The 17,022-nt window shown below is 61.9% G+C and carries 18 protein-coding genes; 10 read left to right on the plus strand and 8 right to left on the minus strand.

From position 1 onward, the window contains the following. Positions 1-5: 5 nt before the first annotated feature. Positions 6-293 carry an Rdx family protein gene (locus tag M1D68_RS07380; RefSeq protein ID WP_420767414.1) on the plus strand — a complete coding sequence of 96 codons (288 nt, stop codon included), beginning with the start codon at positions 6-8 and terminating at the stop codon, positions 291-293. Between the two features lie 6 nt (positions 294-299). Here M1D68_RS07380 and M1D68_RS07385 read toward each other — a convergent pair whose 3' ends face one another. Together M1D68_RS07385 and M1D68_RS07390 are read right to left on the minus strand one after the other, a co-directional pair. Further along, positions 300-1,190 (minus strand): DMT family transporter, encoded by an 891-nt coding sequence (locus M1D68_RS07385; RefSeq protein ID WP_420767413.1) that lies wholly within the window; start codon positions 1,188-1,190, stop codon positions 300-302. 92 nt (positions 1,191-1,282) lie between these two features. After that, complete coding sequence (locus tag M1D68_RS07390) at positions 1,283-2,032, minus strand: AraC family transcriptional regulator (RefSeq protein WP_457969837.1); 750 nt, start codon at positions 2,030-2,032, stop codon at positions 1,283-1,285. 136 nt (positions 2,033-2,168) lie between these two features. Here M1D68_RS07390 and M1D68_RS07395 point away from each other — a divergent pair, with 136 nt between their 5' ends. After that, the gene (locus M1D68_RS07395) at positions 2,169-2,987 is read left to right on the plus strand and encodes a UDP-2,3-diacylglucosamine diphosphatase (RefSeq protein WP_457969838.1); all 819 of its coding nucleotides are present in this window, start codon (positions 2,169-2,171) and stop codon (positions 2,985-2,987) included. A 54-nt stretch (positions 2,988-3,041) separates the two neighbouring features. Here M1D68_RS07395 and M1D68_RS07400 read toward each other — a convergent pair whose 3' ends face one another. Then, positions 3,042-3,626 (minus strand): HD domain-containing protein, encoded by a 585-nt coding sequence (locus M1D68_RS07400; RefSeq protein ID WP_457969840.1) that lies wholly within the window; start codon positions 3,624-3,626, stop codon positions 3,042-3,044. An 11-nt stretch (positions 3,627-3,637) separates the two neighbouring features. Then, positions 3,638-3,949, minus strand: a complete 312-nt coding sequence (locus M1D68_RS07405; RefSeq protein ID WP_420767409.1) for an Mpo1-like protein — start codon at positions 3,947-3,949, stop codon at positions 3,638-3,640. Between the two features lie 199 nt (positions 3,950-4,148). Here M1D68_RS07405 and M1D68_RS07410 point away from each other — a divergent pair, with 199 nt between their 5' ends. After that, positions 4,149-5,204, plus strand: a complete 1,056-nt coding sequence (locus M1D68_RS07410; RefSeq protein WP_457969842.1) for an AraC family transcriptional regulator — start codon at positions 4,149-4,151, stop codon at positions 5,202-5,204. Here M1D68_RS07410 and M1D68_RS07415 read toward each other — a convergent pair. Beyond that, positions 5,161-6,615: a TrkH family potassium uptake protein gene (locus M1D68_RS07415; RefSeq protein ID WP_420767407.1), complete on the minus strand. Its 1,455-nt coding sequence runs from the start codon at positions 6,613-6,615 to the stop codon at positions 5,161-5,163. The two genes, M1D68_RS07410 and M1D68_RS07415, sit on opposite strands and share 44 nt — an antisense overlap. Before the next feature lie 154 nt (positions 6,616-6,769). Here M1D68_RS07415 and M1D68_RS07420 point away from each other — a divergent pair, with 154 nt between their 5' ends. Beyond that, positions 6,770-7,333, plus strand: a complete 564-nt coding sequence (locus M1D68_RS07420) for an NAD(P)H nitroreductase (protein WP_434562958.1) — start codon at positions 6,770-6,772, stop codon at positions 7,331-7,333. A gap of 196 nt (positions 7,334-7,529) precedes the next feature. On the opposite strand, the gene M1D68_RS07425 is transcribed toward M1D68_RS07420, so the two are convergent. The 3 genes from M1D68_RS07425 to phhA all read right to left on the minus strand — a co-directional run bounded on the left by M1D68_RS07425 (position 7,530) and on the right by phhA (position 9,964). After that, positions 7,530-8,723, minus strand: coding sequence for an amino acid aminotransferase (locus M1D68_RS07425; protein WP_457969844.1), 1,194 nt, complete (start codon positions 8,721-8,723; stop codon positions 7,530-7,532). Further along, positions 8,723-9,079 carry a 4a-hydroxytetrahydrobiopterin dehydratase gene (locus M1D68_RS07430; RefSeq protein ID WP_457969845.1) on the minus strand — a complete coding sequence of 119 codons (357 nt, stop codon included), beginning with the start codon at positions 9,077-9,079 and terminating at the stop codon, positions 8,723-8,725. The genes M1D68_RS07425 and M1D68_RS07430 overlap by 1 nt, the downstream gene beginning before the upstream one ends. 99 nt (positions 9,080-9,178) lie before the next feature. Further along, a complete protein-coding gene (gene phhA, locus M1D68_RS07435) occupies positions 9,179-9,964 on the minus strand; it encodes a phenylalanine 4-monooxygenase (RefSeq protein WP_186704640.1) in 786 nt (261 codons plus the stop codon). Between the two features lie 387 nt (positions 9,965-10,351). On the opposite strand from phhA, the gene M1D68_RS07440 reads away from it, so the two are divergent. The 6 genes from M1D68_RS07440 (at position 10,352) to flgJ (ending at position 17,020) form a co-directional block, all read left to right on the plus strand. Next, the gene (locus tag M1D68_RS07440) at positions 10,352-11,914 is read left to right on the plus strand and encodes a sigma-54-dependent transcriptional regulator (protein ID WP_445571487.1); all 1,563 of its coding nucleotides are present in this window, start codon (positions 10,352-10,354) and stop codon (positions 11,912-11,914) included. Positions 11,915-12,250: 336 nt separating this feature from the next. Further along, positions 12,251-12,988 (plus strand): flagellar basal body rod protein FlgF, encoded by a 738-nt coding sequence (locus M1D68_RS07445; protein ID WP_003199043.1) that lies wholly within the window; start codon positions 12,251-12,253, stop codon positions 12,986-12,988. A gap of 49 nt (positions 12,989-13,037) precedes the next feature. Further along, entirely contained in the window at positions 13,038-13,823 is a 786-nt protein-coding gene (flgG, locus tag M1D68_RS07450; protein WP_186610404.1) for a flagellar basal-body rod protein FlgG, read from the plus strand. 72 nt (positions 13,824-13,895) lie between these two features. Then, a complete protein-coding gene (gene flgH / locus M1D68_RS07455; protein WP_420767402.1) occupies positions 13,896-14,591 on the plus strand; it encodes a flagellar basal body L-ring protein FlgH in 696 nt (231 codons plus the stop codon). A gap of 45 nt (positions 14,592-14,636) precedes the next feature. After that, positions 14,637-15,707, plus strand: a complete 1,071-nt coding sequence (locus tag M1D68_RS07460) for a flagellar basal body P-ring protein FlgI (protein ID WP_170847652.1) — start codon at positions 14,637-14,639, stop codon at positions 15,705-15,707. Between the two features lie 14 nt (positions 15,708-15,721). Beyond that, positions 15,722-17,020, plus strand: a complete 1,299-nt coding sequence (flgJ, locus tag M1D68_RS07465) for a flagellar assembly peptidoglycan hydrolase FlgJ (RefSeq protein WP_420767430.1) — start codon at positions 15,722-15,724, stop codon at positions 17,018-17,020. Positions 17,021-17,022: the final 2 nt, after the last annotated feature.

Below are 17,022 nucleotides of genomic sequence, written 5' to 3' on the forward strand. Positions count from 1 at the left end.
ATCCCATGACCGCGCAGAAACCGGAAATCGTCATCACTTATTGCACACAGTGCCAATGGCTGCTGCGTGCCGCCTGGTTGGCCCAGGAACTGCTAAGCACGTTCGGCGACGACCTCGGCAAGGTGTCCCTGGTGCCAGGCACCGGTGGGGTTTTCCACATTGGCTGCGATGGTACCCAGATCTGGGAGCGCAAGGCGGATGGAGGTTTTCCCGAGGCCAAGGTGCTCAAGCAGCGGGTCCGCGACCAGATCGACCCGGAGCGCGACCTGGGGCACAACGACAGAATCCAGTGACCGGGCTCAGTGAGACGGGGCCTGGGCGCCGGCGCTGGATTTCTTTGTGCCGTCCAGCTGGCTCGACACCACGATCGCAACGATGATCAGCGCGCCACCGAGCAACATGCGCAGGGTCGGGTCTTCGTCGAACAGCAGCCAGGCGATGGTGATGCCGTAGACCGGCTCCATGGCGAACACCACCGCGGCGGTGCGGGCCTTGATCACCGCGAGGCTGGCGACGAACAGGCTATGGGCCAGGCCGGTGCAGAACACCCCGAGCAGGCCGATCCACAACCAGTCGAGCGGACGAACGTCGGCCAATTGCGGCGCGGCCATTGGCAACAGGCAGAGTCCGACCACGACGTTCTGGCACAGCGCGGCCTGCACCGGGGGCACGTGTCCTGAACCGGCGCGATTGGTCAGTGATAACAACGAGAACAACAGCCCCGAGGCCACCGCCCAGAGCAGCCCGGTGGTAGCGCCGCTCGCCAGGTCGAAGGTTGGCGTGACCAACACCAGGCCGACGCTCACCAGCACCACCAAGAGGATTTCGTTGGCGCGGATGCGCTCGCGGAAAATCAGCCCTTCAAGCAGCACCGTAAAGGCCGGAAAACTGGCGAATCCCAGGGTGGCGATCGCAACGCCGGCGACTTTCACCGAAATGAAAAAACTCACCCAGTGCCCGGTGAGCAACAGCCCGCCAAGCAGCAACCTGCGCAGGTCCCGGCCCCGCAGCTTTTCCCAGCGGGTAGGGCTGGCGAACCGGGCAAACGCCGCCAGCGCCAGCACGGCGAACACCGCGCGACCAAACACGATGACGGCCGGCGAGGCTGCGGCGAGCTTACCGAACACGCCGGTGAGGCCGAACATGAGTGCGCCGATGTGCAGGGCGCCGAGGGCGGTACGGGGTGTCATTGCAATCCTTGTTCAACGGTGGGACGTTCGGCTATTAAGCCCGCTGCCAAGCGCCTTCGTCTGTCGCGATCCTAGCGATTTTTAGCGCGAGACTAGCGCGGTTGCCGGAGCTTGCCCGGCGGGACGCCGAATTCGCGCTGCACGGCTGCGGCAAAAGCGCTTTGCGAGCTGTAGCCAACGCGATGGGCGATCTCGCCGATCGCCAACTGCGAGTCACGCAGCAGCTCAAGTGCCTTGTGCAAGCGGCGGCTGCGGATGTATTCCATCGGTGTCTGGCCGCATTCGGCGACGAAACGGGCATGCAGGCGAGCACTGGAAAGCCCTGCGACTTGCGCCAGGTCCGCTACCTGTAGCGGATAAGCGGCATATTGGTCGATGTGAGCGTTGAGCGCCGCGTAGGGCAGGCGCCGGCCACCGGTGGTTTCCAAACGCCCGCCGTTGAGGCTGGCCAGCAACAGTACCGCGCCTTGCTGTGCAATCACCGGGTCGTCCACCGGGCTGCCCGCCAACCAACTGACCAGTTGGCTTTGCCCCGCATTCAGGGGCAGGCGGGTGTTGTTGTCGAGTAATCGGCGGCTGGCATCGGCATGGTCGCCCAGGCATTGCCCGATCCATTCATCATCCGGCACGTCCAGCACCAGGCAACGGCTGCCCCGTGGGCTGCCGCACGCATGATGAGCACCGGCCGGTACCACCACGAAACTCTGCTGCACCACCTGGCTGCCACGCCCTTCGACTTCGAAGTCCAGCGCGCCAGACAACCCGAACACCAGTTGCGCGTGGTCGTGGCTGTGGACAATCAGATCGTGGCTGTAGTGGCGTAGCGTGAGGATCGGTCTCATCGCAGTCTCCCTTGTCAGGCGGCCAGTCTACACCGAGGGCGCGGCGCCCCGCGCTGTCATGTAATCGACTTATTGCTGTCACGGAGCATTAACCGCTCGGGTGCACTGTGGTGAAAACGATCAGAGGGTTGCCCCCATGACCAGCGCCGAGCTCGCCAGGCCCAGCCGCAAGCAACGTGTACGCACCCTGTGGATTTCCGATGTGCACCTGGGCACTCGGGATTGCCAGGCCGAACACCTGTCGCACTTCCTCAAGGGCTACCACGCCGACAAGGTCTATCTGGTGGGCGATATCATCGACGGCTGGAAACTGCGCAGTGGCATGTATTGGCCCCAGGCCCATACCAATGTCATTCGCCGCCTGCTGACCATGAGCAAGCGCGGCACCGAGGTGATCTATGTCACCGGCAACCATGACGAATTCCTGCGGCGTTATTCGAAGCTGATACTGGGCAATATCCAGTTGGTGGACGAAGCGGTGCACGTCACCGCCGACGGCCGGCACCTGCTGGTGATCCATGGCGATCAGTTCGATGTCATTACCCGTTACCACCGTTGGTTGGCGTTCCTTGGGGATTGGGCCTACGAATTCACCCTGACGCTGAACCGTTGGCTCAACCATTGGCGGGCCCGTTATGGCTACGACTATTGGTCGCTGTCGGCGTACCTCAAGCACAAGGTCAAGACCGCCGTCAGTTTTATCAGCGATTTCGAAGAAGCCATCGCCCATGAATGCGTGAAGCGTGAGTTGCACGGGGTGGTCTGCGGGCACATCCACCATGCCGAGATTCGCAAGGTGGGCGAGGTGGAATACCTTAACTGCGGCGACTGGGTCGAATCCTGCACGGCGCTGATCGAACATTGGGATGGGACGATCGAGCTGTATCGGTTGGCGGACGCCCAGGCGCGGGATGCGCTGCTCAAGGCTGAGTTGAAAGTGGCTGAGCCTGCCTAGAGCGCCGGCCTGTCTATCCACCCACTTAGAACCCGTGGCTGCTTCTGCAAGAATTCAGGGCTGTTCGGCCATCGCCGCCTTGTAGATAGACTGCTTCGGCGCGGCGAACACCCTTTCCAGCATCGGCTCGAAGAAGCTCAACGGCAGCGTGTCGTATTCGGGATCGAACGCCGCGGCGTCGTATTTCGCACAGAAGTCGATGGTCGCCTGGTACTGAGGATGTTCGCAAAATTGCTCGCGCAAATGCCGGTCCATGCCCAAGTGATGGAAAAAGTAGTAGCCCTGGAAAATACCGTGTTTTTCCACCATCCACAGGTTTTCGGCGCTGACGAACGGCTTGAGGATTGCCGCGGCGATGTCCGGGTGATTGTAGGTGCCCAACGTATCGCCGATGTCATGAAGCAGGGCGCAGACCACGTACTCCTCGTCCCGCCCGTCGCGGTAGGCGCGCGTGGCGGTTTGCAGGGAATGGGTCATGCGATCCACCGGGAACCCGCCAAAATCGCCGTCGAGCAATTTCAAATGAGCGAGAACCCGACTCGGCAGCTGCCGCGCATAGGCGCTGAAGTCGGCCGCGATGATCGCCCAGTCTTCCTGGGTCCCGTCCCGCATGTGGGTGAAGCGTGCGTGAGAATTCATCGACAGCCCTCCTAGAACGCGACTTTGCCCAGCAGCATGTCGCGGTACATGACAAAGTCACCGAGCAGGCTGTAAAGGGGATGTTGGAAAGTGGCAGGACGGTTTTTCTCGAAGAAAAAATGCCCGACCCAGGCGAAACCGTAGCCCGCCACCGGCAGGGCGACCCACAGCCACCAGGCACCGACCACCAGCGCCGTGGCGAAAACCAGCAGGACAAGGGAGGTACCGATGAAGTGCAAGCGTCGGCAGGTGCTGTTGCGGTGTTCGCTGAGGTAGTACGGATAAAACTCGGCGAAGGTGTTGAATCGTTTAGTGTTTTCCAAGACTGCGGGCTCTTTGGTTATTGTTCTGGCGACCGGTGTTTCATGGCTCATGACCAAGTCTAGAGCGGCCGTTCGCAACGGCCAGTGACAATCAGCGCCACTCTAGTGTCCTGTCTTACAAATACTGTTCGTATGACAGGACACTGATATCCTCCGCAAATCCAGCCGTACCCTGCGGCTCGTCATGCAAGTAAACGTCATGAGCGAACGAACCACTTCTTCAAGCTGGGCGATGGGGATTGTCAAGGCGTTGGAAATGGACGGCCTGGACTGTCGGGCGCTGTTCAAGCAACTGGGGCTGGATTTCGAGGCGCTGGACGATCCGGATGCGCGCTTTCCCCAGGATTCGATGACACGGCTCTGGCAGCTTGCGGTGGAGCTGTCGGGCAATGCGGCCATCGGCTTGAACATGGGCAAGGTGGTGCGCCCGGCATCGTTCCATGTGGTCGGTTACGCGTTGATGTCCAGTCGGACGCTGGCCGAAGGGTTCCGCCGGTTGGTGCGTTATCAACGAATCATTGCCGAAAGCGCCGACTTGAGCTTCCGCCATTTGGATGAAGGGTATGGGCTGATCCTGACGGTGCACGGCGACCACCTCCCGCCCACCCGGCAAAGTGCCGAAGCGTCCCTGGCTTGCGCGCTGGCCTTGTGCAGTTGGCTGACCGGGCGCACTTTGCATCCGGTGAAAGTGCTGTTCCAAGGCAACGAACCCGTTGACGTTGCACCTTATCGACAGGCCTTCGGCGCGCCGCTGGTTTTTGACGCACCCTACGATGCGCTGATTTTCCAGCAGGACGACATGGAAACACCACTGCCCACGGCCAACGAGGCCATGGCGCTGTTGCACGACCGGTTCGCGGGGGAATACCTGGCGCGGTTTTCAGGCAGCCGCGTGACTCACCAGGCGCGGCAAGTGCTGTGCCGGTTGCTGCCCCAGGGCGAGCCCAAGCGTGACGTGGTGGCGCAGACGCTGCACTTGTCCCAGCGCACCTTGCAGCGGCGCTTGCAGGAAGAGGGCACCAGTTTCCAGAGTTTGCTGGACGACACCCGACGCGAGCTGGCCGAGCAATACCTGGCGCAACCCAGCATGACCTTGCTGGAAGTCGCCTACTTGCTCGGGTTTGCCGATCCGAGCAATTTTTTCCGGGCCTTCCGCCGTTGGTTCGGTACCACGCCCGGCGACTATCGGGCGCGGGGCGTGGCCAAGCCGGTCAGTGACGCCAGAACGCAGGAATACACAGCACGAACACCGTGATGATCTCCAGCCGGCCCAGCAACATGCCGCCCGAGAGGATCCACTTGGCCGCGTCCGGCAGCGGCGCGAAGTTGCCGGCCGGGCCGATTGTCTCGCCGAGCCCAGGGCCGACGCCGGACACGGTACTGGCCGCGCCGGTCAACGCTGTCATCCATTCCACGCCCAACAGCGACAACAGCAGCGCGATCACGCAGATGGTGATGGCGAAGAAGAACGAGAAGGTCAGGATCGAACGCACGATTTCTTCATCGAGGCGATGGCCGTTGTATTTCTGCTTGATCACCGCACGCGGGTGGATCAGTTGGTTAAGGTTGGCCCGAAGCAGGATGTAGGCGACCTGGAAGCGGAAAATCTTGATTCCGCCGGCGGTCGAGCCCGAGCAGCCGCCGACGAAACCCAGGTAGAAGAACAGCATCAGTGAGAAATTGCCCCAGAGGCTGTAGTCGCCCAGGGCGAAACCGGTGGTGGTGACGATGGACGTCACGTTCAGCGCCACATGCCGCAGCGCGTCGAGCCAATGCAGGTCGGTGGTCGCCCAATACCAGGTGCCAAGCACCAGCCAGGTGACCAGCAGCACGCCGATAAGCCCCTGGACTTGCTGGTCCTTGATCAGCGCCCGGCGATTGCCCCGCAGCGTCGAGACATACAAGGCGAACGGCAGGCTGCCGAGGATCATGATCACAATAGTGACCCAATGCACCGCTGGCTGGGTCCATTTGGCCAGGGACAGGTCCGAGGTGGAAAAACCACCGGTGGAAATCGCCGACATCGAATGGTTGATCGCATCGAACAGGCTCATCCCGGCCCACCAGAGCGCCAGCGTGCCGAGAACCGTAATGCCCACATAGGACGCCACGATCAGCCGCGCCACCATGTGCGAGCGGGGCATGACCTTTTCCGAGCGGTCGGACGACTCGGTCTGGAACAGCCGCATGCCGCCGATGCGCAACAGCGGCAGGATCGCCACGGCCATGCCGATAAAGCCGATGCCGCCAAGCCAGTGCAACAGCGATCGCCACATCAGGATTCCGGGCGACATCGTGTCCAGGCCGCTCAACACCGTCGCGCCGGTGGCGGTAATGCCTGACATGCTTTCGAAGAACGAATCGGTGTAGCTGATGTGCTGGGTCAACAGGAAGGGGAGCGCGGCAAACACACACACCACCAGCCAACTGCTGACGGTCAAAAGGTACATGTCCCGGGGCCGAAGATGGACGTGCTCGGGGCGTCCGGGAAGAATCAGTGCCAGGCCGGCGACAAAAGTAATCATGCTTGACCAGAGGAACGATGGCAGGTCGCCGGTGCGCTCGTAGACCAGCAACGTGGCCATCGGCACGACCATGAAGATCGCCAGGGTGATCAGGAAGATGCCGATGATGAAACCAATGATCCGCAGGGTCGGCAACGCCATGAAGTCCGCTCGGTCTGAAAGAGGAAAGGGCGCCATTCTACCTGCGACAAGCGGCGTGTAAACCGGCGTCCGGCGTTGCCTGTCTCTGAATTCGGGCTAACGGATTGACGGAACAGCCACTAGAATAGCCGAACATTTTTCCAGGAGGTCGCCGATGCAGGCTTTAGATGCTTTGCTCAACCGTGTTTCCGTGCCACGCCTGGTTGACCCGGCGCCCACGCCGCAACAGCGCGAAGTCATGTTCGCGGCCGCGATGCGCGCGCCCGACCATGGCCAGTTGCGCCCGTGGCGGTTCCTGACGGTGGAGGGGCAGGCACGCCATCGCATGGGCGAGCTGTTGGCCGAAGCAGCGCGCTTCAATGATCCGCTGGTGCCCGAAGCCGTCGTGGAGAAAGCCCTCAACGGCCCGCTACGGGCGCCGCTGGTGGTGGTAGTGATTGCGCGGTTGCAAGACCATTTCAAGATTCCAAAGCCTGAACAATTGCTGGCGGCAGGCTGCGCGGCACACGGCATTCTGCTGGCCGCTTATGCACAAGGGATAGGCGGCGTGTGGCGTACGGGTGAGCTGGCTTACTCGCCGCATGTGGCCCGGGGCCTGGGGCTTGAAGACGGCGAGGAGGTGATTGGTTTCCTTTACCTTGGCACGCCGCAGAAAGAGGCGCGCACGGCACCACAGGAAGATATCGGGCGGTTTGTCCGGGCCTGGACGGGGGAATAACTTCTCAAGGGCGGCGGATAACCTGAGGCGGCTTTGATCCACTGTGGCGAGGGAGCTTGCTCCCGCTGGGCGGCGAAGCCGCCCGGATGGAACGACGCTATGTCCCAGGTACACCGCGCCAGGCCTGTTCACGACTGCTGCGCAGCCGAGCGGGAGCAAGCTCCCTCGCCACAAGATCAGCAGCCGACGGTGGCCATTATTTGCAAACATCCGCAATTGCCACCGCCAGGGCATCCAGGCGCGTCGCATCGATGCCGGCCACGTTGGCCCGGCCGGTGCCGACCATGTAGACGCTATGGCGCTCGCGCAGGTGCTTGACCTGTTCCGGCGTCAGGCCGGTGTAGGAAAACATCCCGCGCTGCACCCCCATATGGGCAAAGCGCTCACGCAAGCCGTGGGGTTCGAGTGCTTCCAGCAGACCGCCGCGCAGTTGAGCGATGCGCAGGCGCATGGCTTCCACTTCGTCGGCCCACAGGCCCCTGAGTTCCGGATTGCCGAGGATCGTCGCCACCACCGCCGCGCCATGATCCGGCGGCGTCGACCAAAGGTTGCGGGCGATGTTGGCCAGTTGGCTGCGAATGTCGACCAGTTTGTCGGCATCGCGGGCGCAGACAATCAGCGCACCGGTGCGGTCGCGGTAAAGGCCAAAATTCTTCGAGCATGAACTGGTGACCAGCACCTCGGGCAACGCTTCGGCAAACAACCGCACGGCCCAGGCGTCCTGCTCCAGCCCGTCGCCGAAGCCCTGGTAAGCGAAATCGATCAACGGCAGCAGGCCACGGCTGCGCACCACTTCCAACACCTGGCGCCATTGCTCGTGAGACAGGTCGAAGCCGGTCGGGTTGTGGCAGCACGCGTGCAGCAACACCACATCGCCTTTTGGCACCTGGCCCAGGGTGGCGAGCATTGCCTCGAAATCCAGGCGGTTGTCGGCGCCCACGTAGGGGTAATGACTGGCCTTGACGCCCGCGGCGGCGAAGATGGTTTCGTGGATCGGCCAGGTCGGGTTGCTCAACCAGACACCACGGCCCGGCAGGCACTGGGCGATGAAGTCGGCGCTCAAGCGCAGGGCGCCGGTGCCGCCGGGGGTCTGGGTGGCACCGGCGCGTTTGCCGGCGATCAACGGTGAATCGGCGCCCAGCACCAGCGCATTCATCAATTGGCCGAACGCGGCGTCGCCATGACCGCCGATGTAAGTCTTGGTGGACTGGCGATCCACCAGCCACTGCTCGGCCTGTTTCACTGACTGAAGAATCGGCGTCAGACCCTGGGCGTCCTTGTAGACACCAACGCCCAGGTCGAACTTGCCAGGGTTGCTGTCCGCCCCGTAGGCCTCCATCAGGCCCAGGATCGGGTCGCCGGGCACGCGGCCGATGGCATCGAAATGCATTACTTGCGGCCCTCGGCGGTTTTGGCAACGTCATCGGTGCGGGCGGCCATGATGAAGTCGTTGCGGTGCAGGCCCTTGATCGAATGGCTCCACCAGGTGACGGTGACTTTGCCCCATTCGGTGAGCAGGCCCGGGTGATGACCTTCGGCCTCGGAGATCTCGCCGACGGCGTTGGTGAACGCTAGGGCGTGCTTGAAATTCTTGAACAGGAAGACCTTTTCCAGCTGCATCACGCCGTCGCGCACTTCGATGTTCCAGTCGGGGATCTGCTTGATCAGTACTGGAAGTTCTTCGTCGCTGACCTGTGGGGCATCGGCGCGGCAGGCTTCGCAATGGGCTTGGTTCAAAGTGGTCATGGTGGGTTCCCGGATCGGATATTTGGAAAACGTCGATGCAGCCACGCTAAAGCAAAGTCGCGAGGCGCAACAGACTCAATTGGAATCAAAACCAGCGGTTCACGCGGCTTTCGGTGGAAATTTCGGTGCGTGCAGGCCCAGTTCCCGCCCGCGCTTGACCATGCCCATGATGTCCTCGTGGGCCAGGTCGAACAGGCGCTTGAGCTCGGGCAGCACGAAATACACCGGCTGTAGGATGTCGATGCGATAAGGCGTACGCATGGCTTCCAGCGGGTCGAAGGCTTGATGCTCCGGCTCGTCTGACAGGCAGTACACGGTTTCCTTGGGCGACGAGAGAATGCCGCCGCCGTAGATGCGCCGGCCTTGCGGCGTCTGCACCAGGCCGAATTCGATGGTCATCCAATACAGACGCGCCAGGTAGACGCGTTCTTCCTTGGAGGCCTGTAGGCCGAGTTTGCCGTAGGTGTGGGTAAATTCAGCAAACCAGGGATTGGTCAGCAGAGGGCAGTGACCAAAGATCTCGTGGAAAATGTCCGGCTCTTGCAAGTAGTCCAGTTCTTCACGGGTACGAATAAAGGTTGCCACCGGAAACTGCTTGCTGGCGAGCAACTCGAAGAAGGTCTGGAAAGGGATTAGCGCGGGCACCCGGGCGACCTGCCAGCCCGTGGTCTCGCCCAGCACTTTGTTGACTTCGTCCAGCTGCGGGATGCGGTCATGGGGCAACCCCAGCTTGTCGATACCGTCCAGGTACTCCTGGCACGCACGGCCTTCGATGACTTTCAGCTGGCGGGTGATCAGCGTGTTCCACACTGCGTGTTCTTCAGCGGTGTAGTGGATAAAACCTTGCGCATCGGGCTCGCGGGCCACGTATTGCGTCTGCTTCATGCTGCTCTCCTGCTGATATCCCTCAAGGGGAAAATTTGTTTTGTTGTTATCTCCAGCGATGCATAAGGGATAACCCAAACCAGGGGCAGGCGCAGCAGGGCTAGCTGGCCGAACAACCGCCAATCATGCACAAAATGTAAAGTTTCCGTTACGTATTCTGGCGAGTCTCGGTGTTGCAGGTATTTTCGGCTGGGAAAGGTTCTCAAACTGTCACATAATCTTGACGGCTATTTGCGCCGCAGCGCAGAAAACCGTGGCGAGGGAGCTTGCTCCCGCTGGGCTGCGCAGCAGCCCCAAAAAAACAGGGCCGCTTCGCGCCCCAGCGGGAGCAAGCTCCCTCGCCACAATGAATCAAACAAACCTTAAGTGAACAGCATCGGGCCTCTCATGCGTATCAAAGTCCATTGCCAGAACCGCATCGGCATCCTGCGGGACATTCTCAATCTGCTGGTGGAATACGGCATCAACGTCGCCCGGGGCGAGGTCGGTGGCGAGCATGGCAATGCGATCTACCTGCACTGCCCGAACCTGATCAACATCCAGTTCCAGGCGTTGCGTCCGAAGTTCGAAGGCATCGCCGGGGTGTTCGGCGTCAAGCGCGTAGGGCTGATGCCGAGCGAGCGTCGGCACATGGAGCTCAATGCCTTGCTTGGCGCCTTGGAGTTTCCGGTGTTGTCCATCGACATGGGCGGCTCCATCGTCGCGGCCAACCGGGCGGCGGCGCAGTTGCTCGGGGTGCGGGTCGACGAGGTGCCGGGGATTCCCTTGTCCCGCTACGCCGAGGACTTCGACCTGCCGGAACTGGTGCGCGCCAACCAATCTCGGATCAATGGCCTGCGGGTCAAGGTCAAGGGCGATGTGTTCCTGGCGGACATCGCGCCGCTGCAATCGGAGCACGACGACAGCGAGGCGATGGCCGGCGCGGTGCTGACCTTGCACCGCGCCGACCGGGTAGGCGAGCGCATCTATAACGTGCGCAAGCAGGAACTGCGCGGCTTCGACAGTATTTTCCAGAGTTCGAAGGTAATGGCGGCGGTGGTCCGCGAGGCCCGGCGCATGGCGCCGCTGGACGCGCCGCTATTGATAGAAGGCGAAACCGGAACCGGCAAGGAATTGCTGGCCCGTGCCTGTCACCTGGCAAGCCCACGGGGGCAATCGCCGTTGATGGCGCTCAACTGCGCCGGATTACCGGAGTCCATGGCCGAGACTGAACTGTTCGGCTACGGGCCCGGCGCCTTCGAAGGGGCGCGGGCCGAAGGCAAGCTCGGGCTGCTGGAGCTGACGGCGGGCGGTACGCTGTTTCTCGACGGTGTCGGAGAAATGAGTCCGCGCTTGCAAGTGAAATTGCTGCGTTTCCTACAGGACGGTTGCTTCCGCCGCGTAGGCAGTGACGAAGAGGTCTACCTGGATGTCAGGGTAATCTGCGCGACCCAGGTCGATTTGTCCGAACTCTGTGCCCGGGGAGAATTCCGTCAAGATTTGTACCATCGCCTGAATGTGCTTTCTCTGCACATCCCGCCGCTGCGCGAATGCCTCGACGGGCTGGCCCCGCTGGTCGAGCATTTCCTCGACCAGGCCAGTCGCCAGATTGGCTGCCCACTGCCAAGACTGGCCCCAGCGGCGATGGACCGGCTCAGTCACTACCACTGGCCAGGCAATGTCCGGCAACTGGAAAACGTGCTGTTCCAGGCCGTTTCCCTATGCGACGGCGGGAAGGTCAAGGCCGAACACATTCGCCTGCCGGACTACGGCGTACGCCAACCCCTCGGTGACTTTTCCCTCGACGGAGGGCTGGACGAGATCGTCGGCCGTTTCGAGAAGGCCGTGCTCGAGCGCCTGTATTCCGAACACCCGAGCAGCCGGCAACTGGGCAAGCGGCTGGGGGTTTCCCATACGACGATTGCCAATAAGTTGCGTGAGTATGAGGTGGGCAAAGAACCCGGCATGTGATGATAGACGCTTCGTGGCGAGGGAGCTGCTCCCGCTCGGTTGGGTAGCAATCGCCAAAAGTGTGGAGCCGCTACGCCCGAGGCGTCGGACCGGCCCAGCGGGAGCAAGCTCCCTCGCCACGGGGCGTCTATTTGATCAGGTTAGGCGGACACTTGCCGTAAGCGGCACGACACCGCCGGTTTTTCGTCTTCGATACGTTTCCATAATCCCTTTCAATTCCGCCAAGTCCTTTATTTACCGGCCCCACCAGCGTCAGAAATAAGTTGGTCTGCAATTTGCTTAAGGCTGTGCAACACAGCAGTGGGCGGCAAACGTCCGGCATGCAGAGGAACGACAGTGGACAAGTACCTTTATGTGGCAATGACCGGCGCCAGCCAGAACGCACTGGCGCAACGGGCCCATGCCAACAACCTGGCGAACATCTCCACCAATGGTTTTCAGAAAGACCTGGAGCAGGCACGTTCGATGCCGGTGTTCGGCGACAGCTTTCCGGCGCGGGCGTTTGCCATGTCCGAACGGCCTGCCACTGACTTTACCCCGGGAGCGCTGGTTGAAACCGGTCGCGACCTGGACGTGGCGGTCAGCGGACCGGGCTGGATGGCCGTGCAGAATCCCGACGGCGGTGAAAGCTACGTGCGTACCGGCAGCCTCAACGTTGACGCCCTGGGTGTGCTGCGGGCCGGCAACGGCATGCCGGTAATGGGCAATGGCGGTCCGATCGCCGTGCCACCGGAGCAGAAAATCGAAATTGGCCAGGACGGCACCATCAGCATTCGCGCCATGGGCGAAGGCCCGCGGGTGATGGCTGAGGTGGACCGAATCAAACTGGTCAACCCTGACCTCAAGAACATGACCAAGGGCCTCGACGGCTCGATCCGCACCAAGGACGGCCAGCCCGCGCCCATCGATGCCAACGTACAACTGGTGTCGGGCTTCCAGGAAGCGAGCAACGTCAATGCCGTGGATGAAATGACTTCGGTGCTGGCCCTGGCCAAGCAGTTCGAGCTTCACGTCAAGATGATGAACACCGCCAAAGAAGGCGATGAGGCCATGGCTCGGGTCTTGCAGATCTAATCACTAATTACAGCGCTGCGCCGAAAAACAGGCGTGAGAGGAGAATCGAATGCTTCCGGCTCTTTGGGTTGCCAAAACAGGTCTGTCCGCCCAGGACACAAACCTGTCCACCATTTCCAACAACCTGGCGAACGTCTCGACCACGGGTTTCAAACGTGATCGCGCCGAGTTCCAGGACCTGCTCTACCAGGTAAAACGCCAGCCAGGCGCCCAGTCGACCCAGGACAGCGAATTGCCGTCGGGCCTGCAAGTGGGTACTGGTGTGCGCATCGTCGGCACCCAGAAAAACTTCAACGCCGGCAGCCTGCAGACCACCGAGCAGCCGCTGGACATGGCCATCGACGGTCGCGGTTTCTTCCAGATCCTGCAGCCGGACGGCACCACGTCCTACACCCGTGACGGTACCTTCCACCTCGATTCCAATGGCCAGATCGTCAACGCCAGTGGTTTCGCCCTGGAACCGGCCATCATCATCCCGAACGATGCCCAGACCTTCACCGTGGGCCGCGACGGCACCGTGTCCATCACCGTGGCGGGCAACCCGGCCTCCCAGGTGATCGGCAACCTGCAGACCGCCGATTTCATCAACCCGGCCGGCCTGCAAGCGGTGGGTAACAACCTGTTCATGGAAACCGCTGCCAGCGGCGCGCCACAAGTCGGCACGCCTGGCCTGAACGGCTTCGGCACCACGCTGCAGAACACCCTGGAAACGTCGAACGTGAGCACCGTTGAGGAGATGGTCAACATGATCACCACCCAGCGCGCCTACGAGATGAACTCCAAAGTGATCTCCACCGCCGACCAGATGCTCTCGTTCGTCACGCAGAACCTGTAATCGCGTCGCAACATTCGTCATCACGTAGACAGGGCGGCTCCAGGGTCGCCTGCAACACCAAGAGGTAGGGTCATGAATCGCTTCGTATCTGTTCTGGCATTGAGTGGGATCACCGCATTGGCGGGCTGTGTCGCGCCAACGCCAAGGCCCAATGACCCGTATTACGCTCCGGTGTTGCCGCGCACACCGTTGCCGGCGGCGGCCAATAACGGTTCGATCTACCAGGCCGGTTTCGAGCAGAACCTGTACAGCGATCGCAAGGCTTTCCGGGTCGGTGACATCATCACCATCACCCTGAACGAGCGGACCCAGGCCAGCAAGAACGCCAACTCGCAGATCGACAAGACCAGCGAGACCAGCGTCGGCCTGACATCGCTGTTCGGCTCGGGCCTGACCACCAACAATCCGATCGGCAGCAACGATCTCAGCCTCAACGCCGGCTATGGCGCCGACCGTGCCACCAAGGGCGACAGCAAGTCGGGACAGAGCAACAGCCTGACCGGTTCGATCACCGTGACGGTGGCCGACGTCCTGCCCAACGGCATCATCGTCGTACGGGGTGAAAAGTGGCTGACGCTCAACACCGGTGACGAACTGGTACGCATCGCCGGCATGGTTCGGGCCGATGACATCGCCACCGATAACACCGTTTCGTCCACTCGCGTGGCCGATGCGCGCATCACCTATTCGGGCACTGGTGCCTTTGCCGATGCGAGTCAGCCAGGTTGGTTCGACCGCTTCTTCCTCAGCCCGAAGTTCCCTTTCTAGGTGATCAAGTTGAATCTTAAACAGCTGTTGATCGGTGCCCTGGTGATGTCGGCAGCCTTCAGCGCTCAAGCCGAGCGCCTGAAGGACATCGCCAGTATTTCCGGCGTGCGTTCCAACCAGTTGATCGGCTACGGCCTGGTCGTTGGCCTCAATGGCACCGGTGACCAGACCACACAGACACCGTTCACCCTGCAGACCTTCAACAACATGCTGTCGCAGTTCGGCATCAAGGTGCCGGCGGGCTCCGGCAACGTGCAGTTGAAAAACGTAGCGGCGGTGTCGGTCAGTGCCGATCTGCCGGCCTTCGCCAAGCCCGGCCAGCAGGTGGACATCACCGTTTCGTCCATCGGTAACTCCAAGAGCTTGCGCGGCGGCACCTTGTTGCTGACCCCGCTCAAGGGTATCGACGGCAACGTCTACGCCATCGCCCAGGGCAACCTGGTGGTGGGCGGTTTCGATGCCGAAGGGCGCGACGGTTCGAAGATCACCGTCAACGTTCCGTCGGCCGGGCGCATCCCTGGCGGCGCGTCGGTAGAACGTGCGGTGCCGAGCGGTTTCAACCAGGGCAACAGCCTGACGCTGAACCTCAATCGTTCCGACTTCACCACGGCCAAGCGCATCGTCGACAAGATCAATGACATGCTCGGCCCAGGCGTGGCCCAGGCCATCGACGGCGGTTCGATCCGCGTCACCGCGCCACTGGATCCGAGCCAGCGGGTCGACTACCTGTCGATCCTGGAAAACCTCGAAGTCGACCCGGGCCAGGCGGTGGCGAAAGTCATCATCAACTCGCGCACCGGCACCATCGTGATTGGCCAGAACGTCAAGGTTTCGCCAGCCGCCGTGACCCACGGCAGCCTGACCGTGACCATCACCGAAGACCCGATCGTCAGCCAGCCGGGCCCATTGTCCAACGGCCAGACCGCCGTGGTCCCGCGTTCGCGGGTCAATGCCGAGCAGGAAGCCAAGCCGATGTTCAAGTTCGGCCCGGGCACGACCCTGGATGAAATCGTCCGGGCGGTGAACCAGGTCGGCGCGGCACCGGGCGACCTGATGGCGATTCTCGAAGCCTTGAAGCAGGCCGGCGCGTTGCAAGCCGACCTGATCGTGATTTAAGGAAAGCGGTCATGGTGGATATGCGCAAAGGCGCCTTGATCAGTGGGGATTCAGCGTCCTATTCGGACCTCAATCGCCTCAATCAGCTCAAGGTCGGCGACAAGAACAGCGAAGGCAACCTGCGCAAAGTGGCGCAGGAGTTCGAGTCGCTGTTCCTCGGCGAAATGCTCAAGTCCATGCGTTCGGCCACCGAGGCCCTGGGCAAGGACAATCCGATGAACACGCCGGAAGCCAAGCAATACCAGGAAATGTACGACCAGCAGTTGGCCGTTTCCATGTCCCGCGAGGGCGGCGGTATCGGCCTGGCTGACGTGCTGCTGCGCCAGATGTCGAAGAACAAACCGCTGGCCTCGGGCGAGGCGGCCACCTTATCGGCCGCCAAGCAGCAAGAGGCGCTGGACAAGGCCAAGGCGCCAGTACCCACGCCTGTGGCGGCCGGAACGCTGCCCGACGGGCCGTTGTCGCGCAGCAACGGCCAGCGCCCACTCTGGGCGTCGCGTGCCGTGAGCGCGCCGCAAGGTGCCGAGGGCATTCACCGTAACGACATGGAATTGATCAACCAGCGCCGCCTGGCCCTGCCACCGAAACTCGCCGACCGCTTGCTCGCGGGGTTGGTGCCTTCGGCATCGGTCAAGCCTGAAGCCATGGCGCAGAACGTCTTGCCTGATCGCGCCATTGCCGCCGTCAAGCCGGCTTCCGGTGAGCTGGCCAACGGTGACTGGCTGGCCGCGCTCAAGGCTGCCGAGCCCAAAGGCGACATGCAAGTCTATGGCCGCGCCGTGGCCCAGCCACCGTTGGCGCCGGCGCGCAAGGCCTTCCGCGATGCCGATGAATTCGTCAACGCCATGCTGCCAATGGCCAAGGAAGCAGCGGACCGTATCGGCGTCGACCCTCGTTACCTGGTGGCCCAGGCTGCTCTCGAAACCGGTTGGGGCAAATCGGTGATGCGCCAGCCCGATGGCAGCAGCAGTCACAACCTGTTCGGCATCAAGGCCAGCGCGAACTGGAAGGGCGATTCGGCGCGGGCGATCACCAGCGAATTCCGCAATGGCGAGATGGTCAAGGAGACGGCCGAGTTCCGTTCCTACGCCTCGTACCGTGACAGTTTCCATGACCTGGTCAATCTGCTGCAAAGCAACAGTCGCTATCAAGCTGTGCTGAAGTCGGCCGATAACCCGGAACAGTTTGTACGCGAGTTGCAGAAGGCCGGTTACGCCACCGACCCGAACTACGCCAGCAAGATTTCGAACATAGCCCGGCAGATGACGAGTTACCAAAACTACGCTTCGGCTGGTGCCACCACGACTTTATAAGG

The sequence above is a fragment of the Pseudomonas sp. R4-84 genome, from assembly GCF_054130985.1.